Source organism: Pseudomonas sp. AOB-7 (assembly GCF_003696305.1).
Taxonomy (GTDB): domain Bacteria; phylum Pseudomonadota; class Gammaproteobacteria; order Pseudomonadales; family Pseudomonadaceae; genus Aquipseudomonas.
This window is the reverse complement of the sequence record NZ_RFFK01000001.1, coordinates 699,184-718,463: the sequence shown is the minus strand read 5'-3', so window position 1 is coordinate 718,463 and position 19,280 is coordinate 699,184. Positions and strand designations below refer to the sequence as shown.

Below are 19,280 nucleotides of genomic sequence, written 5' to 3'. Positions count from 1 at the left end.
AAGAGGGCTCGATGTTAGCGCGAGCCCGTCTCACTTAGCAGGGGTTTCTCCAGTTCGCCGGCCCAGGCCAGTAGCGGAACGGGCAGCTGCGGCTGCCAGATGCGCTTGAGCAGCACCAGCAGGTGCTCGGGTTCGCCGCGCTCGAAGGGCAGCCGCTCGATGTGCCGGTGCACCTGCCACTGGCCGTCCTGCAGGCGGGCGAAGTCGAAGCGGAAGGGGTGGAAGCCGGTCATGCCCAGACGCAGGTCGGTGACGATCAGGCGGTCGCCGATCTGGTCGTAGCGCAGCACGCCGTCGGTGAACCAGGCCAGGCGCTGGTGCGCGGGCGAGTCGAGCAACTGCTCGCGCAGCTGTGTGCCGCGCGGCAGGCGCTGCAGCTGCGGCGGAGCGTCGTCGAACCAGCCGACCAGGGCTTCGTGGTAGTGCTCGCCGTCCAGCACTATGACCCGCCACAGCAGGCTGTTGAGCGGCGTCGGGGTGATGAACAGCTGCTCGGCGACGATGCCCTGGCGCGCCAGTTCGGCCTCCACCCGCTGCTCGGCCATGTATTTGCCGGCCAGGCTGAAACCGATATAGAGCGTGGACAGCGCCAGGGCCACGGCCGGCACCCGCCAGGCCTGTTCGCGCAAGCCGTTGAACAGGCCGACCACGACCGCAACCAGCAGTGGCAGGGTATACAGCGGGTCGATGATGAACAGGCTGGACCAGGCGGTGGGAATCGGCATCAGCGGCCAGAACAGCTGGGTGCCGTAGCTGGTGAAGGCGTCCAGCACGGGGTGGGTGAACAGAATCAGCCAAACGGTGAGCAGCAGGCGCCGCCCCGAATAGCCGGGGTGAGGCCGAAAACGCCTGGCCAGCCAGGTCAACAGCAGGGCCAGACCGCTGAGGACGAACAGCGAATGGCTGAAGCCGCGGTGGTAGGTCATGTCCGCCACGGCATCGCCGTAGTCGATGACCACGTCGAGATCCGGCAGGGTGCCGAGCATGGCGCCGTACAGCAGCGCCTTGCGCCCCTGCCAGCGGCCGAGCAGGGCGCCCTGGATGCTGGCGCCGAGTACGGCTTGGGTGATCGAATCCATCAGTTGAGCTCGCGTGAGGGCAGGTCGCTACGTTAGCCGAGGCCGTGGCCGAATGCCGCGGAGAAATTTCAAGCAAAGGTTACAGCGTCAGCGGCTATCCTGACGGCCTGAATCTCGCGGATCCAAGCCATGCTGATCGTCTCCAACGCCGTCCACCTGCCGCTCGAGGAAATCGAGCTGAGCGCCATTCGCGCCCAGGGCGCCGGCGGGCAGAACGTCAACAAGGTGTCCAGCGCCGTGCACCTGCGCTTCGACAGCCAGGCCTCGTCCTTGCCGCCGTTCTACAAGGAGCGCCTGCTGGCGCTGGCCGACAGCCGCATCACCGCGGACGGGGTGGTGATCATCAAGGCGCAGCAGTACCGCACCCAGGAGCAGAACCGCGCCGATGCCCTCGAGCGTCTGGCCGAGCTGATTCGCAGCGCCGGCAAGACCGAGAAGAAGCGCCGCCCGACCAAGCCGACCCTGGGCTCGAAGCAGCGCCGCCTGGACGGCAAGAGCAAGCGCGGGGCGATCAAGGCGGGGCGGGGGCGGGTGGATTTCTAGTCCGTCGTGGTGCGCGCTTGCTTCAACCGCGCCTGGCCAGATAGGCCTGATAGTCGGGAATGCGGTACTCGTGCTGCTGCTCCAGCAGGCTGCTGCTGAGCAGGTAGTCGGCGCTGCTCTCGTTGCACGCCACCGGGATGTTCCACACCGCGGCGACGCGCAGCAGCGCCTTGATGTCCGGGTCGTGCGGCTGCGGCTCGAAGGGGTCCCAGAAGAACACCAGAATGTCCACGCGCTGCTCGGCGATGCGCGCGCCGAGCTGCTGGTCGCCGCCCAGCGGGCCGCTGATCATGCTTTCCACCGGCAGCCCCAGGCGCTTGCTCAGCAGCAGGCCGGTGGTGCCGGTGGCGAGCAGCTCGTGATGCGCCAGCTTGTCGCGCTGGCGTTCGCACCAGTCGAGGAGAAAGCCCTTGCAGTGGTCGTGGGCCACCAGAGCGATGCGTTTGCGCGCCGGCAGGCTGGCGCTGGTGAAGCTGATACGGCTCATCGGCATTCCTCGGTCACATCAGCCGCGCCAGGGCCCGGCAGTTGTCCAGCATGCGGTTGGAGAAGCCCCATTCGTTGTCGTACCAGGCCATCACCTTGAGCAGCTTGCCGCTGGCCTTGGTGTGGTTGGCGTCGAAGATCGACGACAGCGGGTTGTGGTTGAAGTCGCAGGACACCAGCGGCAGGCTGTTGTAGCCCAAGACCGGCGACTGTTCGCTGGCGGCCTTGAGCAGGGCGTTGACCTCCTCGGCGCTGGTCTCGCGCTTGAGCTGCAGGGTCAGGTCAACCAGCGACACGTTGATCACCGGCACCCTGACGGCCATGCCGGTGAGCTTGCCGGCCAGCTCCGGCAGCACCAGGCCGACCGCTTCGGCGGCGCCGGTCTTGGTCGGGATCATCGACTGGGTGGCCGAGCGGGCGCGGTAGGGGTCGCTGTGGTAGACGTCGGAGAGGTTCTGGTCATTGGTGTAGGCGTGGATGGTGGTCATCAGCCCCTGCTCGATGCCCAGCTCGCGGTGCAGCACTTGAGCCACCGGCGCCAGGCAGTTGGTGGTGCAGGAGGCGTTGGAGAGGATCTGCATGGCCGGCGTCAGCACGCCTTCGTTGACCCCGTACACCAGGGTGGCATCGGCGCCCTTGGCCGGCGCCGAGATCAGCACCTTGCGCGCACCGGCGGCGAGATGGGCGGCGGCCTTGTCGCGCTCGGTGAACAGCCCGGTACATTCGAACACCACGTCCACCTGGTGGGCTTTCCAGGGCAGTTCGGCCGGGTTGCGGATGGCGCTGACGGCGATGCGGTCGCCGTTGACCCACAGGCTCTCGCCATCGGCCACCACCTCGCCGGCGAAGGGGCCGTGTACGCTGTCGTGGCGCAGCAAGTGGGCGTTCATGGCGCTGTCGCCCAGATCGTTGATCGCCACCACCTGCAAATGCTGGCGATAATCCTCGGTATAGAGTGCGCGCAGTACGTTGCGGCCGATACGGCCAAAACCATTGATGGCGATTCGCAGGGTCATGGTGAGGGTTCTCGTGATTTTGTTGTTGGAATTACAAGATTATTCGCATGAGACTAGAAATCAAGCCTTTTGAATGGCAGTATTTTGTTAAAACTACAAACAGACGCTAGCTGCTAGCCTGGAGACCCCCATGCACCCCCGCGTTGTTGAAGTCACCGACCGCCTGATCGAGCGCAGCCGCGCCACCCGCCAGCGTTACCTGGCGATGATCCGCGCGGCTGCCAGCGAAGGGCCGCAGCGCGGCAAGCTGCAGTGCGCCAATTTCGCCCATGGCGTGGCCGGTTGCAGCGGCCACGACAAGCAGACCCTGCGCCTGATGGACGCGGCCAACGTGGCCATAGTTTCTGCTTACAACGACATGCTCTCGGCGCACCAGCCCTACGAGCAGTTTCCCGAGCAGATCAAGCAGGCCCTGCGCGAGCTCGGCTCGGTGGGCCAGTTCGCCGGCGGTGTGCCGGCCATGTGCGACGGCGTCACCCAGGGTGAGCCGGGCATGGAGCTGGGCATCGCAAGCCGCGAGGTGATCGCCATGTCCACCGCCGTGGCGCTGTCGCACAACATGTTCGACGCCGCGCTGTACCTGGGCGTGTGCGACAAGATCGTCCCCGGCCTGCTGATGGGGGCGCTGCGCTTCGGCCACCTGCCGTCGCTGTTCGTGCCGGCCGGCCCCATGACTTCGGGACTGTCCAACAAGGAAAAGGCCGACGTGCGCCAGCGCTACGCCGAGGGCAAGGCCAGCCGCGACGAGCTGCTGGCGGCGGAGATGGCCGCCTACCACGGCCCGGGCACCTGCACCTTCTACGGCACCGCCAACACCAACCAGCTGCTGATGGAGGTGATGGGCCTGCACTTGCCGGGCGCCTCCTTCATCAACCCCGGTACGCCGCTGCGCGAGGCGCTGACCCGCGAGGCGGCGCGCCAGGTCACCCGCCTGACCAAACAGAGCGGCCAGTTCATGCCGATCGGCGAGATCGTCGACGAGCGCTGCCTGGTCAACTCCATCGTCGCCCTGCACGCCACCGGCGGTTCGACCAACCATACCTTGCATATGCCGGCCATCGCCCGCGCCGCCGGCATCCTGCTGACCTGGCAGGACATGGCCGAGCTCTCCGAGGTGGTGCCGACCCTGGCCCACGTCTATCCCAACGGCAAGGCCGACATCAACCACTTCCAGGCCGCCGGCGGCATGGCCCTGCTGATTCGCGAGCTGCTCGCGGCCGGCCTGCTGCACGAGGAGGTCAACACCGTGGCCGGCCGCGGCCTGTCGCGCTACACCCGCGAGCCCTTCCTCGACGACGGCCAGCTGGTCTGGCGCGACGGCCCCAGCAAGAGCCTGGAGGAGAGCGTGCTGCGCCCGGTGGCGCGGCCCTTCTCGCCGGAGGGCGGCCTACGCCTGATGCAGGGCAACCTCGGCCGCGGGGTGATGAAGGTCTCCGCGGTGGCCCCCGAGCATCAGCTGGTGGAGGCGCCGGCGCTGGTGTTCGAGGATCAGCTGGAGCTGGTCGAGGCGTTCAAGGCCGGCCAGCTGGAGCGCGATTTCGTCGCCGTGGTGCGTTTCCAGGGCCCGCGCAGCAACGGCATGCCCGAGCTGCACAAGATGACCCCCTATCTCGGCGTGCTGCAGGACCGCGGCTTCAAGGTGGCGCTGGTCACCGACGGGCGCATGTCCGGCGCCTCGGGCAAGATCCCGGCGGCCATTCATGTCTGTCCCGAGGCCTTCGACGGCGGCCCGCTGGCGCGGGTGCGCGACGGCGACATCATTCGCCTCGACGGCCACAGCGGCGACCTGCTGCTGAAGGTCGACGCGGCCGAGCTGGCGGCGCGCGAACTGGCCGCTGCGCCGGCGCCGGCAGCGGGCTGCGGGCGCGAGCTGTTCGCCTTTATGCGGCACAACTTCAGCAGCGCCGAGCAGGGCGCCAGCGCCTTCACCGCCAGCCTGGAGTCGCTGACGTGAAGCTGGCGCTGGTAGGCGATATCGGCGGCACCAACGCGCGCTTCGCCCTGTGGCGCGACGCGCAGCTCGATAGCGTGAGGGTGCTGGCCACCGCCGATTATCCGACCCCCGAGGCGGCCATTCGCGCCTACCTGCAGGGCCTGGAGCTGCCGCTGGGCGCGGTGGACTCGGTGTGCCTGGCCTGCGCCGGGCCGGTCGGCGGCGACGAGTTCCGCTTCACCAACAACCACTGGCGCCTCAGCCGCAGCGCGTTCTGCCGCGACTTGCAGGTGCGCGAGCTGCTGCTGATCAACGACTTCTCCGCCATGGCCCTGGGCATGACCCGCCTGCGCGAGGACGAGCGTCGGCCGATCTGCCCCGGCCAGGCGCAGGCCGGGCGCCCCTGCGTGGTGATCGGCCCCGGCACCGGCCTCGGCGTCGGCACCCTGCTGGCCACGGCCGGCGGCGGCTGGCAGGCGCTGCCGGGGGAGGGTGGGCACGTCGACCTGCCCATCGCCACGCCGCGCGAGGCCGAGCTGTGGCAGCTGCTGTATCGCCAGCTCGGCCATGTGCGCGCCGAAGACGTGCTCAGCGGCGGCGGTCTGCTGCTGCTGTACCGGGCGCTATGCCAGCTGGACGGCGCCGAGCCGCGCCTGGCCTCGCCGGCCGAGGTGACGGCGGCGGCGCTGGCCGGCGATGCGCTGGCCGGCGCGGTGATCGAGCAGTTCAGCGTCTGGCTCGGTCGCGCCGCCGGCAACCTGGTGCTCAGCCTCGGCGCGCGCGGCGGGGTCTATGTGGTCGGCGGCGTGGTGCCGCGTTTCGCCGAGCTGTTTCTGGCCAGCGGCTTCGCCGCGGCGCTGCGCGACAAGGGCTGCATGAGCCATTACTTCGACGGCATCCCGGCCTGGCTGGTGACCGCCGAATACCCCGGCCTGATGGGCGCCGGCGTGGCGCTGCAGCAGGCAGCGGGGTAGGGTGCGCCATGCGCACCGCTTCTGCGATCTGGTGCGCACGGCGCACCCTACGACAATAAGGACGGCGGACTATGAGCCAGCCCGGAAAATCCATTCTCCTGGTCGATGACGACGCGGAGATTCGCGACCTGCTACAGACCTACCTGAGCCGCGCCGGCTTCGCCGTGCGCGCCGCCTGCGACGGTGCCGGCTTTCGCCAGGCGCTGTGTGCCGAACCGGCCGACCTGGTGATTCTCGACGTGATGCTGCCCGACGAGGACGGCTTCAGCCTGTGCCGCTGGGTGCGCGAACACCAGCGTTTCGCCCTGGTGCCGATCATCATGCTCACCGCCAGCTCCGACGAGGCCGACCGGGTGATCGGCCTGGAGCTGGGCGCCGACGACTACCTGGGCAAGCCGTTCAGCCCGCGTGAGCTGCAGGCGCGGATCAAGGCGCTGCTGCGTCGCGCACAGTTCAGCCAGGTGGCGGGCGGCGAGGTGCTGGCCTTCGACCAGTGGCGGCTGGACATGGTCAGCCACCGCCTGTTCCATGCCGATGGCGAGGAGGTGATCCTCTCCGGCGCCGACTTCGCCCTGCTCAAGCTGTTTCTCGATCACCCGCAGCAGATCCTCGACCGCGACACCATCGGCAACGCCACCCGCGGCCGCGAGGTGATGCCGCTCGAGCGCATCGTCGACATGGCGGTCAGCCGCCTGCGCCAGCGCCTGCGCGACACCGACAAGCCGCCGCGGCTGATCCGCACCGTGCGCGGCAGCGGCTACCTGCTGGCGGCCCAGGTGACGGCGCAGCATGGCTAGCTGGCGGCGCTGGTTGCCGGTGCCGCGCTCGCTGCTCGGGCGCATGCTGCTGCTGACCCTGCTGGTGGTGCTGCTGGCGCAGGCGTTGTCCAGTTTCATCTGGGTCTCGCAGTTGCGCGCCAGCCAGATGGAGGGCCTGCTCACCAGCGCGCGCAGCCTGGCGCAGTCGATGGCCGCCAGCGTCAGCTACTTCCGCTCGCTGCCGATCGGCTACCGGCCGCTGGTGCTCGACCAGTTGCGCAACATGGGCGGCACGCGCTTCTTCGTCTCGCTCAACGACAAGCCGCTGCAGATGCAGGTGCTGCCGCCGACGCCGCGCAAGCGCGCGGTGCTCGAGGCGGTCGAGGCCACCCTGCGCGAGCGTCTGGGCAGCGGCCTGGACATCTCCCTGCAGTTCGTCAGCCCGGAGGACCTGCGCATCTTCAACAGCGGCCTGAAACTCGACGAGCTGCCGCGTTCTTGGGCGCACTACGCGCTGAGCCTGGAGCCGCTCAATCCGCCGGTACTGGTGACGCAGATCCGGATCGCCGAGGGCGAATGGCTGTACCTGGCGTCCTTGCTGCCCGAGCCCTATGTCGGCCTGGAGCAGCAGGGCCTGCCGGCGCAGCAGCTGTGGTTCATCATCCTCACCAGCAGTTTTCTGCTGCTGTTCATCGGCATTCTGGTGCACTGGCAGAGCCGTCCGCTCAAACGCCTGGCGCGGGCGGCGCGGGAAATGTCGCTGGGCAGCGAGGTCGAGCCGCTGGCCGAGGCTGGCGGCAGCGAGGTGGTCGAGGTCAGCCGCGCCTTCAACGCCATGCGCGAGCGCATCGGCCGTTACCTCAACGAGCGCAGCCAGCTGTTCAGCGCCATCTCCCACGATTTGCGCACGCCGATCACCCGCCTGCGCCTGCGCGTCGAGCTGCTCGACGACGAGGTGCTGCAGGCCAAGTTCGGCCGCGACCTGGACGAGCTGGAGATGCTGGTCAAGGGCGCGCTGCAGTGCGTCAAGGACACCGACATCCACGAGAACATCGAGCCGGTCGACCTCAATCACCTGCTGCACGGGGTGGTCGAGCCCTACCTGGGTAACGGTCGGGTCACGCTCGCCGGCAGCGCGCTGGCGCCCTATCCGGGCAAGCCGCTGGCGCTCAAGCGCTGCATTGGCAACCTGGTGGACAACGCACTGAAATACGGCGAGCGCGCCCACCTGCAGATCGAGGACGACGGCCAGGCCTTCGTCCTGCACGTCGACGACGAAGGCCCGGGGGTGCCGGAACAGCGCCTGGAGCAGGTGTTCGAGCCGCATTTCCGCCTGGCCGGGCAGCAGCAGGGCTACGGCCTGGGCCTGGGCATCGCGCGCAATATCGCCCACAGCCACGGCGGCGAGCTGAGCCTGCGCAACCTGCGCGAGGGCGGCCTGCGGGTGACCCTGAGTTTGCCCAGGTAGGGTGCGCCCCGCGATCCGCCCTGTGGGAGCAGCTTCAGCCGCAGACGCCGCGGCTCAGATCCCCTGGGGAATCTCTTCGCCGCCGAGGGCGCTGAACAGCTCGGGGAGGAACTCCACCAGGGTCATCATCATCAGGGTGAAGCTGGCGTCCTGCTGCGCCAGGGCGTCTTCGCCGCCATCCTGTTCGGCCTGCTCCTGGAGAATGTCCTCGAAGCGCAGGCGCTTGATCACCAGCTTGTCGTCGAGCACGAACGACAGCTTGTCCTGCCAGGCCAGCGACAGCTGGGTGACCTGCTTGCCGGTGGACAGGTGCAGCTGGATTTCCTCGCTGGTCAGGTCCTGGCGCTTGCAGCGCACCACGCCGCCGTCCTCGTGGGTGTCGCGCAGCTCGCACTCGTCGAGCACGTAGAAGCCCTCGGCGGCCTTCTGCGTCTTCAGCCAGTCGGTGAGGGTGGCGGTCGGCGCGATCTTCACCGACAGCGGGCGCACTGGCAGCGAACCCATGGCTTCACGCAGGGTGGAGAGCAGGTCTTCGGCCTTCTTGGCGCTGGCGCTGTCGACCAGGATCAGGCCCTGCCTCGGCGCGATGGCGGCGAAGGTGCCGGACTTGCGGATAAAGGCGCGCGGCAGGAAGGCCTGGACGATCTCGTCTTTCAACTGATCGCGCTCCTTCTTGTACACCTTGCGCATCTGGCTGTTCTCGATCTCGTCGACCTTCTCCTTCAGCGCGTCGCGCACCACCGAGCCGGGCAGGATGCGTTCTTCCTTGCGCGTGCCGATCAGCAGGAAGTCGCCGCTGACATGCACCAGCGGCGCGTCGGCGCCCTTGCCGAAGGGCGCGCTGAAGCCGTAGGTGGTCAGCTCCTGGCTGGCGCAGGGACGCGCCGGCTTGCTCGCCAGCGCGCTTTCCAGCGCGTCGGCATCGAAGGGGATGTCCTGGGTGAGGCGATAGACCAGCAGGTTACGAAACCACATGAGCGGGAGACTCTCCATTGGCGTGATGGTCGCGGGGCGGCGCTCGGGCAGCAGGTGGCGCGCCGCGACGCGACGGGAAGGGGGGCGGGTGGTCGCGAGATCGCGGCCTGGCCGCCAGCGCAAAGCGCGCATTATTCTCCCCTCGCGGGCTCAGGCCAACCCTGGCATCGGGCCAGCGGGAAAATTCCCGGGTCTCGCCTAAGTTCTTGCTGGAGCGATAGAAATTTTTTGCATCGGGGCTTGCCAAGGTGCAGATCGCTCTCTAGAATGCGCCCCACTTCGAGAGTGAAGGGTGATTAGCTCAGCCGGGAGAGCATCTGCCTTACAAGCAGAGGGTCGGCGGTTCGATCCCGTCATCACCCACCAACCTCGCAGTTACGCGCAGCGGTAGTTCAGTCGGTTAGAATACCGGCCTGTCACGCCGGGGGTCGCGGGTTCGAGTCCCGTCCGCTGCGCCATTCTTCTCCTCGCTCCATCCCCTCCTGTGACGCCTCTTCGGCATTCGCCGAAAACCTCAGAAAATTCCTTTGTTTGCTTGAACTTATGCGCATCGCTCGGCTCCTATGCCGTAGCCAGTGATCGCGGCGGACTGCTAAGCTCGCGCTTTCACACGACGGCCTTTGGGCGCATCTACAAGGAACAAGCATGAAACAGCATCGTTTGGCGGCGGCGGTAGCCCTGGTGGGCCTGGTGCTCGCCGGTTGCGATTCGCAAACCAGCGAAGTCGAACTCAAGACCCCGGCGCAGAAAGCCTCCTACGGCATCGGCCTGAACATGGGCCGCAGCCTGTCCGAGGAAGGCATGGACGATCTGGACTCCAACGCCGTCGCCCAGGGCATCGAGGATGCGCTGGCGAAGAAAGAGCCGCGCATCAAGGACGAGGACATGATCGAGGCCTTCTCCTTCCTGCAGACCCGTGCCGAAGAGCGCATGGCGGCACTAAACAAGGAAGCGGCCGAAGCCGGCAAGAAGTTCCTCGAGGAAAATGGCAAGCGCGAAGGCGTTGTCACCACCGAATCCGGTCTGCAGTACGAAGTGGTGAAGAAGACCGACGGTGCCCAGCCCAAGGCAACCGACGTGGTGACCGTGCACTACGAAGGCAAGCTGACCGACGGCAGCGTATTCGACAGCTCGGTCGCGCGCGGCAGCCCCATCGACCTGCCGGTGGGCGGGGTGATTCCGGGTTGGGTCGAAGGCCTGCAGCTGATGCACGTCGGCGAGAAGTACAAGCTGTACATCCCCAGCGAACTGGCTTACGGCGAGCAGAGCCCGTCGCCGGCGATCCCAGCCAACTCGGTGCTGGTGTTCGATCTGGAGCTGATCGGCATCAAGGAACAGGCTGCCGCGGAGTAACACCCGGCAGTTCGACGCAGCGCCCCGTCTCGACGGGGCGTTGCCGTTTCTGACGGTCGAGAAATCGACCTGTGGGGCTTGTGTTCGGTCGCAGGTGTTACGCTTATGCACATTATGGGAAGCATTCCTAACAAGACCCCGTTACACCGACAGGCTCATCAAGTCAATTTTCAAGTGATTGATTTTATTGAATTTTGTGGGCTGGGCAAAAAATACCCGATCTGTCCGCAGGCCGCATGCCACGGGGCTTTGATAAGCTTGTCGAACGCCTGTTAACAGGTTTATCCACAGCTTCGGTGGATAAGCCGAGCAAGCCCAGGCGGCGCCTGGGTTACGAGGAGGACCGATGAAAACTCCGTGGAAACTGGCGCGTTACCTGCCCATGGCGGCGCGTTTCCTGCGCGAGGGACGCCTGCCGGAACTGCTCCGCGTCCTGGGCGACAAGCGCACGCCGCAGGGTGCCCGCTTCGCCGGGCTGCGCGAGGATCTGCGGCTGTTGCGCGCGCTGTGCCTGGCCTGGCTGAAGGGCGATTACCGGCAGATCAGCAGCCAGGCGCTGCTGATGGTGGTGGCTGCCTTGCTGTATTTCCTCTCCCCGCTGGATGCCATACCCGATTGGCTGGTGGGGCTGGGTTTCATCGACGACCTGGCCGTGCTGGCCTGGGTGCTGCGTACCTGGCGCGGCGAGCTGGACGCCTTCAAGGCCTGGCGGGCAGCGCAGACGCCCGAGCAGCTGGCGCTTATCGAGCGCTTGCCGCCTGCGCCGCCGGCGAGTCCGCAGCGCTCCTGAGCGCCTCCTCCAGCCATTGCTCAATCCGGCCCTGGTCGCGCAGCTCCACCAGCAGCGCGTCCAGGCGTTCGGCCGCCACCGGCAGGTGCGGCCCGTAGGCGCAGTGCACCTGATAGCGCTGTACCACCCAGGGACTGAAATCCAGGCGCAGTTGCGGGTGCTGGGCGAGCTTGTAGGCCAGGTTGCGGCGCATGTCGATCACCGCATCCAGGCGCTGCTTGTCGAGCATCTGCAGGCTGGTGTCGAGGTCGCGCACGTCCTGACGCAGGATGCGCTGGTCGGCGAAGGCTGCCATCAGTGGTGCGCTGTAGACGTAGCCGAGGCTGGTGCCGAGCACCTTGCCATGCAGGCTTTGCAGGCTGGTCAAGGGCGCCGTGTCGCGGTGCTGCAACAGCACGTCTTCCTCCTCGTACAGCGGCGGCGACCAGTGCAGGCGCTGCGGCTCGCCGACCCACTCGGGGTTCGCGTTGCAGATCAGGTGCAGGCGGCCCTGCTGCAGGTAGGTTTCCAGGCGGTTGTTCGGCGTTTCGATGAATTCCACCGGCAGATCCAGGCGCAGCGCCAGTTCCAGGCCGAGGCGGTGGGCCAGGCCACGCTGCAGGCGCTGCTGCTCCACGCCCACATAGGGCATGGCGTCGGCCGGGCCATAACCCCAGCGCAGGCTGTCGGCAGCGCAGGGCAGCGCCAGCAGGCTGCAAAGCAATGCGTAGAGTCTGCGCAAAAGAAACTCCCCCGCCCAGTGGGCTCTAATGCCAAAGCAGTATAGATCACGCCCCTGGCGGCGGCCGCCTGTTAAGATGGCCGCTCGCAAGGAAAGCGCCGAGGTCGTCGGTGCTGCTTTCCAACGGAGAGAGTCATGACAGTGCAAATCATTGCCCGCGACGGCGAGCCGGAGTACGCCGTGCTGCCTTGGGCTGACTATCAGGCGCTGCTGCAGGCGGCCGGGCGTCAGGGCGAGGCCGAGTCGGTTCAGGCGGTCGCGCCGAGCCAGGGGGCGCGGCCGGCGCTGGCGCAGTTGCAGGCCCTGCGCGAGGCCAAGGGCCTGAGCGCCGAGGCGCTGGCACGCAGCGTGGGCATCAGCCCGCATTACCTGGCCATGATCGAGCGCGGCGAGCGTCAGCCCGACGCCGCCATCCTGCGCGCGCTGGCCTGGGCGCTGGAGCTGGAGGGCTGGTCTTGAGCGTACGCATCAGCCGCCAGCACTGGCAGGCCCTGCTCGACGAACTGGACGACGCCCGCCGTCAGCGCCACCTGCTGACCTACCGGGCGCTGATCGAGCGTCTGGAGCTGCCCACGCCGGCCATGCAGACCCTCACCGCCGCGCTGGAGCATCTGGCCGCGCTGGATGCCCGCGCCGAGCGCCCGCTGCGCAGCGCCCTGGTGATCAGCCAGGGCGCCAGTCGCCTGCCGCGTACCGGTTTCTTCGACTGCGTCACCCGCTTGGGGCGCTTCAGCGGCGCCCCCGACGGCGTCGCCGCGGCTTCCTGGCATGCCGCCGAAGTGGTGCGGGTGTTCGAGTTCGATTATCCCGCGGATGTCTAGGCTGCTCTGGCGGTTGCGTGCAGGCCTGGGCTACTGGCTGGCCCGGCGCCTGTTCCACTGGCCCTGGCTGCTGCGCCAGCCGCGGGCCTGGCAGTGGCTGCAGGGGCAGTACGCGCGCCAGGCCAAGCTGGGCGACGTGCCGGCGCAGAGTTTCTACGGGCATATCCTGCTGTTTCGCGGTCAGGGCCTCGGCGCGCGCGAGGAGGGGCTACGCCTGCTGCGCCTGGCGGCCGAAGGCGGCGACGGCAAGGCCGCATACCAGTTGGGCGTGCAGGCGCTGCAGGGCGATGACCGCCAGGCTCCGGACGGCCAGGCCGCGGCCCACTGGTGGGAGCTGGCATTCGCCGCCGGCCATCCGCTGGCTGCCGCTCGTCTGCACCGCCTGTACCGCGACGGCGCGCCCGGCTTGGCGGCCGATCCCGAGCTGGCCGAGCGCTATGCGGCGCCCGACGAGGCGAGCGACTCAGGCCGATAGCCGCTCGAGGACATGCAGGCTGTAGCCGGGCACCGCCTTGGCCTGGCGTTTGGCCTCCGAGGCCAGTTCGGCCAACTGCGCGGCGTCCAGGTTCGGGCAGTCCTCGGCCTGCAGGCATACCACGCCGATGGAGAGCGACAGCAGGGCGAATTCCTGGCGTTGGCCCTGGCGATTGTGCGTGCTGAAGCAGCCGGCCTGCAGGTGTTCTTCGCGGTAGAAGCGCCGGCACTGGCTCTGGAAATCCTCGATCAGGCGGCCGAGCCTGTCGCGCCAGTCGGCCGAGCCGAGCACCAGGAGAAAGTCGTCGCCGCCGATGTGGCCGACGAAGTCGCGCGCCGGGTCGACCCGCTCGCTCAGGCACTGCGCCAGGCACAGCAGCACCTCGTCGCCCCTGGCGTAGCCGTAGAGGTCGTTGAAGGGCTTGAAGCTGTCGATGTCGACGTAGCAGATCGCCGCCGTGCGCCCCTGTTGCAGCAGGCGGGTTAGGCACTGCTGGATCGGTACGTTGCCCGGCAGCAGGGTCAGCGGGTTGGCGTGGCGTGCCTGCTGCAGCTTCTGTTCGGTGATCAGCTTGAGCACGTCGATCACCCGGCCCAGGCCGAGGTAGCGGCCGTTCTGGGTGATGATGAAGTCTTCCTCGATGCGCTGGCGCGCGCGGCTGGTGAGCAGGCGGCTGACCTTCTGCAGCGATTGCGCCAGTTCCACGGCGAGAAAGTCCTGGCTCATCAGCCGACTGATCGGCTTGCGCGCGAACAGGTCGGTGGCGAAGGGCTTGAGCAGCGCGTCGGAGAGCGAATGGCGATGGACGATGCCGACCGGTTGGCGCTGCTCGTCGAGCACTGCCAGGGAGTTGAGGTTGGCCTGGACGCGGAAGGCTTCCAGCACCTCGGCGATGGCGGTGTGCTGGTCGACCGCCGGCTGTTCGTTCAGCAGTGCGCCGAGGTCGCGACTTTCGTCGCCCAGGCCGACCTGGCCGCCCTGCAGGCGCGGCAGCAGCTGGCGGGCATCGCGCGGCGGCTTTTCCTGCGGGCGGCTGAGCAGGTAGCCCTGCACCAGGTCGACGCCCATCTCGGCCAGCACGGCCAGTTCCTCGGCCAGTTCGATGCCTTCGGCGATCACCTGGGCGCGCGAGGCTTCGGCCATTTTCAGGATGGAGCCGACGAACTCGCGCTTGACCGTGTCCAGGTGGATGCCGTCGATGAAATGGCGGTCGATCTTCACGTAGTCCGGGCGCAGCTCGGACCACAGGCGCAGGCTGGAGTAGCCGGCGCCGAGGTCGTCGAGGGCGATGGAAAAGCCCATGGCGCGGTAGTGGTGCAGGGCGTTGTCGAGCAGGGCGAAGTCTTCGGTGGGCGACTGTTCGGTGAGTTCGATCACCACCTGGCTCGGCGGAATGCCGAACGCCTGCAGCAGTTGCAGGGTACGCCCCGGCTGGTGACTGGGATCGAGCAGGGATTCTGGCGAGACGTTGAGAAACAGCTTGCCCTCCAGGCCCTGGGCGCTGAAGCGCCGGCAGGCGCTCTTGCGGCAGGCCATCTCCAGCTCGCTCAGGCGGCCGGCGTGGCGGGCCACGGCGAACAGCGTCAGCGGCGAGTGCAGCGGGCTGTTGGAGGGGCCGCGGGTCAGCGCCTCGTAGCCGAGGATGCGCTGCTCGGAAAGCGAGACGATGGGCTGGAACAGGCTGTTGAGGTCGCCGTGAGCGAGGATGATCCCCAGTGCGCTCAACTGCTCGGTGACGGTCATGGTGGTCTCGATCTGGCGAAAAAACGAAAGGGTCGACTTTTGGCCGACCCTCGCATTTCACGACAGTTCGGTGACGTTATGATGACGTCCGACGATTTGTCTCAGAACCTGTTTACGATCTGCTGCGCTTCGGCCCTGCTGTGTTAAAAACAGGCTCGGATGCTCATTTATAGCTCGTAAACTCCGCTTCCTCGCCTGTTTTTGCCTTGCATGGCTCTAGCTCGCGAGATCGTAAAGCAGTTTCTCAGTGCAGCGCCAGGGAGGGATTCAGCCCCAGGTAGTCGAGCAGGATGCGCCCGGACTCGGCCAGGTAGGCGTCGTCTTCCGGGGTGCTCTTGTCGTCTTCCGGCGGTAGGGCGTCCTCGTCTTCCTTCTGCAGTTCCTTGAGCAGTTCCTCGCCCTTGGCCTGGCGGCGGTTGTTCTCCAGCTTCAGCTGCTTGGCCTCGACTTCGGCCTGGCGTGCGCGACGGGTGTGTTCGTTGAGGCTGACGCGGGTCTCGGCCATCAGCTGCTTGGCCAGGGTCAGGCGGTCGCGGGTAAAGACGAAGTCCGGGTCGTTGGCGGTGCGCCGGTCATGCCGGGTGGTCAGCTCGGCGAGGAAGGGCTTGATCGGATCCAGCTCGGGTTTGATCGCCGGGCGGATGCTGTCCCAGGGCAGGGCGGCGGGCAGGGCGCTCTCGCCGATGTCCTTGGTGTCCATCACGTCCGGGTAGAGGATGTCGGGGATCACCCCCTGGTGCTGGGTGCTCTGCCCGGAGACGCGGTAGAACTTGGCCAGGGTCAGTTTCAGTTCGCCGTGGTTGAGCGGCTGGATGGTCTGCACCGTACCCTTGCCGAAGGTCTGGCCACCGAGGATCAGCGCGCGGTGGTAGTCCTGCATGGCGCCGGCGAAGATTTCCGAGGCCGAGGCGGACAGGCGGTTGACCAGCACCGCCAGCGGGCCGGTGTAGTAGGTGCCGGTGTTCTCGTCGGCGAGCACATCGACGCGGCCGTCGGCGTTGCGCACCAGCACGGTGGGGCCCTGTTCGATGAACAGGCCGGTCAGTTCGGTGGCTTCCTGCAGCGAGCCGCCGCCGTTGTTGCGCAGGTCGATGACCACGCCGTCGACCTTCTCCGCCTTCAGCTCGCTGAGCAGGCGTTTGACGTCGCGGGTGGTGCTCTTGTAGTTCGGGTCGCCGGCGCGGAAGGCCTTGAAGTCCAGGTAGAAGGCCGGAATCTCGATGACCCCGAGCTTGTAGTTGCGCCCCTCGTGGGTCAGTTCGAGGACCTTCTTCTTCGCCGCCTGCTCCTCGAGTTTGACCGCCTCGCGAGTGATGGTGACCACCTTGCTGGTCTGGTCGCTGGGCGCGTTGCTCGCCGGGATCACCTCCAGGCGCACGGTGGAGCCCTTCGGCCCGCGGATCAGCTTGACCACTTCGTCCAGGCGCCAGCCGATCACGTCGACCATCTCGCCGTTGCCCTGGGCCACGCCAACTATCTTGTCCGCCGGGGCGATCTGCTTGCTCTTCTCCGCCGGGCCGGCCGGCACCAGGCGCACCACCTTGACGTGCTCGTTGTCGCTCTGCAGCACCGCACCGATGCCCTCCAGCGACAGGCTCATGTTGATGTCGAAGTTTTCCGCGTTGTCAGGCGACAGGTAGGTGGTGTGCGGGTCGTAGGTGGTGGCGAAGGCATTGATGTAGGCCTGGAACACGTCCTCGCCGCGGGTCTGCTTGAGCCGCGCCAACTGGTTGTTGTAGCGCTTGGTCAGCAGTTCCTGGATGTCCTTGGTGTCCTTGCCGGCGATCTTCAGGCGCAGCACCTCGTCCTTGACCCGCTTGCGCCACAGCTCGTCGAGCTCGGCGCGGTTCGCCGCCCAGGGCGCCTTCTCGCGGTCCACTTCGAGGCTCTCGTCGACACCGAAGTCGATCTTGTCGACGCCCTTGGCCAGCTCGGTCAGGGCGAATTCCAGGCGCTCCTGCAGGCGCACCAGGTGGCGGCGGTAGATGACGAAGCCGGGTTCGAGGTCGCCGCTTTTCAGCAGGTCGTCGAACTTGTTGCGCCACTGGTTGAACTCGGCGATATCGGCGGCGGTGAAGTAGCTGCGCGCCGGGTCGAGCAACTTGAGGTAGTTGTCGTAGATCTGCAGCGAACGCTCGTCGTTCAGCGGCGGCTTGTTGTAGTGGTGGCGCCTGAGCAGTTCCACCACGTTGAGGCTGGCAATCACCTGCTCGCGATCCGGCTGCAGGTAGTCCCAGTCGGCGGCACTGGTGGTCTTGGCCGCCAACGGCAGGGCACTGAGGCCGAGGACGAGGGCGAGGGCGGTGCTTGCGAGAGAGCGCTTCATGCTGATTCGACGTAGTGGCAGGTGATAACGCATATTAGGCCGTAATTGAGCGCGCCAGGTTCCGTTGGCGCCAGGCGGGAGGCCGACGGTCGACGTCGGGCCCGATTTCACTTCCACTATGGGGGCAGCATGAAGGCATTGCAAGGCGTCGAGGGGCGGGCACAGTGGCTGGAACAGCCGGCGCAGGCGTGCGACGTGGGGCAGATTCGGGTCAGGGTGGCCGCCGCCGGTCTCAACCGCGCCGACCTGCTGCAGCGCGCCGGTCTCTATCCGCCGCCGCCCGGCGCCAGCGAGGCGCTGGGCCTGGAATGCGCCGGGGTCATCAGCGAGGTGGGGCCGGGTAGCGCCTGGCAGGTGGGCGACCGCGTCTGCTGCCTGCTGGCCGGCGGCGGCATGGCCGAGGAGGTGGTGGTCGATGCCCGTCACGCCCTGCCGGTGCCCGAGGGGCTGAGTCTGGTCGAGGCGGCGGTGTTGCCGGAGGTCTATGCCACGGCCTGGCTCAACCTGTTCCAGCTCGGCGCCCTGAAGCCGGGCGAGAAGGTGCTGCTGCATGCCGGCGCCAGCGGCGTGGGGTCGGCAGCCATCCAGCTGTGCAAGGCATTCGGCAGCCCCTGCTGGGTCAGCGTCGGTTCGCCCGAGCGGCTGGCCTATTGCGAGGGGCTCGGCGCCCAGGGGGGCGTGCTGCGCGGCGACGACCTGCAGGGCCTGCGCGATTTTGGCCCCTTCGATGTGATTCTCGACCCGGTCGGCGGTCAGTACGCGACGCTCAACCTGGAACTGCTGGCGCGCGACGGGCGCTGGATCAACATCGGCCTAATGGGCGGGCGCGAAGCCAAGCTGGACCTGGCACAGGTGCTGGGCAAACGCATTCAGCTGATCGGCTCGACCCTGCGCAACCGCGACGACCAGTTCAAGGCCGACCTGTTGCGCGACCTGCAGCAGCAGGTCTGGCCGCTGTTCGTCGAGGGCCGCTTGAAGCCGCAACTGGAGCGCAGTTTTGCGCTCAAAGACAGCGAAGCGGCGTTCGAGACACTCGCCGGTAATCACGTTGCAGGTAAAATCGCGCTGCTTATCGATCCCGATCTTGTCTGAGCAAGAGCTCTAGCCCGCGTCTGGCGCGGGCTCGGCCAGCGATTGGCTGATTCAATCAATATCATGGCCGTAATCAATAAGCTTTTTTTCGTTAGGCCGCTAAGATACGCCCTGTAAATTTTCAACCCTCACAGAAACCTCAGAAGGAGTCAGAGATGTCCCTCATCAACACTCAGGTTCAGCCGTTCAAGGCCAACGCTTTCCACGCTGGCGAGTTCGTCGAAGTCACCGAGCAGAGCCTGAAGGGCAAGTGGTCCGTGCTGATCTTCATGCCGGCCGCCTTCACCTTCAACTGCCCGACCGAGATCGAAGACGCCGCCAACAACTACGCCGAGTTCCAGAAGGCCGGTGCCGAGGTCTACATCGTGACCACCGACACCCACTTCTCGCACAAGGTCTGGCACGAAACCTCGCCGGCCGTTGGCAAGGCGCAGTTCCCGCTGATCGGCGACCCGACCCACGCCCTGACCAACGCTTTCGGCGTGCACATCGCCGAAGAAGGTCTGGCCCTGCGCGGCACCTTCGTGATCAACCCGGAAGGCGTGATCAAGACCGTTGAGATCCACTCCAACGAAATCGCTCGCGACGTCTCCGAGACCCTGCGCAAGCTGAAGGCCGCTCAGTACACCGCCGCCAACCCGGGTCAGGTTTGCCCGGCCAAGTGGAAAGAAGGCGAAGCCACTCTGGCACCGTCGCTGGACCTGGTTGGCAAGATCTAAATCTGCCA

Annotated in this window: 19 protein-coding genes and 2 tRNA genes; 14 read left to right on the top strand and 7 right to left on the bottom strand. The window is 67.0% G+C overall.

Annotated elements, in window-relative coordinates:
• Positions 1–14 precede the first annotated feature (14 nt).
• Positions 15–1,079: a metal-dependent hydrolase gene (locus EA796_RS03430; protein WP_122107535.1), complete on the bottom strand. Its 1,065-nt coding sequence runs from the start codon at positions 1,077–1,079 to the stop codon at positions 15–17.
• Positions 1,080–1,208: 129 nt separating this feature from the next.
• On the opposite strand from EA796_RS03430, the gene arfB reads away from it, so the two are divergent.
• Positions 1,209–1,622 carry an alternative ribosome rescue aminoacyl-tRNA hydrolase ArfB gene (gene arfB / locus EA796_RS03425; RefSeq protein ID WP_021445455.1) on the top strand — a complete coding sequence of 138 codons (414 nt, stop codon included), beginning with the start codon at positions 1,209–1,211 and terminating at the stop codon, positions 1,620–1,622.
• A 22-nt stretch (positions 1,623–1,644) separates the two neighbouring features.
• On the opposite strand, the gene EA796_RS03420 is transcribed toward arfB, so the two are convergent.
• Positions 1,645–2,109, bottom strand: coding sequence for a methylglyoxal synthase (locus tag EA796_RS03420; protein ID WP_122107534.1), 465 nt, complete (start codon positions 2,107–2,109; stop codon positions 1,645–1,647).
• Positions 2,110–2,122: 13 nt separating this feature from the next.
• On the bottom strand, positions 2,123–3,124 hold the full coding sequence (gene gap, locus EA796_RS03415; protein WP_122107533.1) for a type I glyceraldehyde-3-phosphate dehydrogenase: 1,002 nt from the start codon (positions 3,122–3,124) through the stop codon (positions 2,123–2,125).
• Positions 3,125–3,254: 130 nt separating this feature from the next.
• Between gap and edd the strand changes: the two genes are divergently transcribed.
• The 4 genes from edd (at position 3,255) to EA796_RS03395 (ending at position 8,257) form a co-directional block, all read left to right on the top strand.
• A complete protein-coding gene (gene edd / locus EA796_RS03410; RefSeq protein WP_122107532.1) occupies positions 3,255–5,078 on the top strand; it encodes a phosphogluconate dehydratase in 1,824 nt (607 codons plus the stop codon).
• On the top strand, positions 5,075–6,031 hold the full coding sequence (locus EA796_RS03405; RefSeq protein WP_122107531.1) for a glucokinase: 957 nt from the start codon (positions 5,075–5,077) through the stop codon (positions 6,029–6,031). The genes edd and EA796_RS03405 overlap by 4 nt, the downstream gene beginning before the upstream one ends.
• A gap of 71 nt (positions 6,032–6,102) precedes the next feature.
• Positions 6,103–6,828, top strand: a complete 726-nt coding sequence (locus tag EA796_RS03400; RefSeq protein WP_021443528.1) for a response regulator — start codon at positions 6,103–6,105, stop codon at positions 6,826–6,828.
• 19 nt (positions 6,829–6,847) lie between these two features.
• Entirely contained in the window at positions 6,848–8,257 is a 1,410-nt protein-coding gene (locus tag EA796_RS03395; RefSeq protein ID WP_218567624.1) for an ATP-binding protein, read from the top strand.
• Between the two features lie 54 nt (positions 8,258–8,311).
• On the opposite strand, the gene rdgC is transcribed toward EA796_RS03395, so the two are convergent.
• The gene (gene rdgC, locus EA796_RS03390; protein ID WP_122107529.1) at positions 8,312–9,232 is read right to left on the bottom strand and encodes a recombination-associated protein RdgC; all 921 of its coding nucleotides are present in this window, start codon (positions 9,230–9,232) and stop codon (positions 8,312–8,314) included.
• 290 nt (positions 9,233–9,522) lie between these two features.
• On the opposite strand from rdgC, the gene EA796_RS03385 reads away from it, so the two are divergent.
• From EA796_RS03385 to EA796_RS03370, 4 genes are all read left to right on the top strand, one after another.
• Positions 9,523–9,598, top strand: a tRNA-Val gene (locus EA796_RS03385).
• Between the two features lie 15 nt (positions 9,599–9,613).
• Positions 9,614–9,690: transfer RNA gene (locus tag EA796_RS03380), tRNA-Asp, on the top strand.
• Positions 9,691–9,877: 187 nt separating this feature from the next.
• Positions 9,878–10,585, top strand: coding sequence for an FKBP-type peptidyl-prolyl cis-trans isomerase (locus EA796_RS03375; protein WP_021443525.1), 708 nt, complete (start codon positions 9,878–9,880; stop codon positions 10,583–10,585).
• Between the two features lie 346 nt (positions 10,586–10,931).
• Entirely contained in the window at positions 10,932–11,375 is a 444-nt protein-coding gene (locus EA796_RS03370; RefSeq protein ID WP_122107528.1) for a YkvA family protein, read from the top strand.
• On the opposite strand, the gene EA796_RS03365 is transcribed toward EA796_RS03370, so the two are convergent.
• The gene (locus EA796_RS03365; RefSeq protein ID WP_256679073.1) at positions 11,326–12,096 is read right to left on the bottom strand and encodes an ABC transporter substrate-binding protein; all 771 of its coding nucleotides are present in this window, start codon (positions 12,094–12,096) and stop codon (positions 11,326–11,328) included. The two genes, EA796_RS03370 and EA796_RS03365, sit on opposite strands and share 50 nt — an antisense overlap.
• Positions 12,097–12,231: 135 nt before the next feature.
• On the opposite strand from EA796_RS03365, the gene EA796_RS03360 reads away from it, so the two are divergent.
• Genes EA796_RS03360 through EA796_RS03350 form a run of 3 tightly spaced genes read left to right on the top strand, consistent with a single transcriptional unit; the run spans position 12,232 to position 13,392 of the window.
• Positions 12,232–12,555 carry a helix-turn-helix domain-containing protein gene (locus tag EA796_RS03360; RefSeq protein ID WP_122107527.1) on the top strand — a complete coding sequence of 108 codons (324 nt, stop codon included), beginning with the start codon at positions 12,232–12,234 and terminating at the stop codon, positions 12,553–12,555.
• Positions 12,552–12,917 (top strand): hypothetical protein, encoded by a 366-nt coding sequence (locus EA796_RS03355; RefSeq protein ID WP_122107526.1) that lies wholly within the window; start codon positions 12,552–12,554, stop codon positions 12,915–12,917. Before EA796_RS03360 ends, EA796_RS03355 begins: the two co-directional genes overlap by 4 nt.
• Entirely contained in the window at positions 12,910–13,392 is a 483-nt protein-coding gene (locus tag EA796_RS03350; protein WP_122107525.1) for a sel1 repeat family protein, read from the top strand. Before EA796_RS03355 ends, EA796_RS03350 begins: the two co-directional genes overlap by 8 nt.
• Here the strand turns inward: EA796_RS03350 and EA796_RS03345 are convergent.
• Both EA796_RS03345 and EA796_RS03340 read right to left on the bottom strand, forming a co-directional pair.
• Positions 13,381–15,135 (bottom strand): bifunctional diguanylate cyclase/phosphodiesterase, encoded by a 1,755-nt coding sequence (locus EA796_RS03345; protein ID WP_122107524.1) that lies wholly within the window; start codon positions 15,133–15,135, stop codon positions 13,381–13,383. The two genes, EA796_RS03350 and EA796_RS03345, sit on opposite strands and share 12 nt — an antisense overlap.
• A gap of 244 nt (positions 15,136–15,379) precedes the next feature.
• A complete protein-coding gene (locus EA796_RS03340; RefSeq protein ID WP_178082527.1) occupies positions 15,380–17,461 on the bottom strand; it encodes a carboxy terminal-processing peptidase in 2,082 nt (693 codons plus the stop codon).
• Positions 17,462–17,590: 129 nt separating this feature from the next.
• On the opposite strand from EA796_RS03340, the gene EA796_RS03335 reads away from it, so the two are divergent.
• Both EA796_RS03335 and ahpC read left to right on the top strand, forming a co-directional pair.
• Complete coding sequence (locus tag EA796_RS03335; protein ID WP_122107522.1) at positions 17,591–18,553, top strand: zinc-binding dehydrogenase; 963 nt, start codon at positions 17,591–17,593, stop codon at positions 18,551–18,553.
• A gap of 155 nt (positions 18,554–18,708) precedes the next feature.
• Complete coding sequence (ahpC, locus tag EA796_RS03330) at positions 18,709–19,272, top strand: alkyl hydroperoxide reductase subunit C (RefSeq protein WP_021442365.1); 564 nt, start codon at positions 18,709–18,711, stop codon at positions 19,270–19,272.
• Positions 19,273–19,280 lie beyond the last annotated feature (8 nt).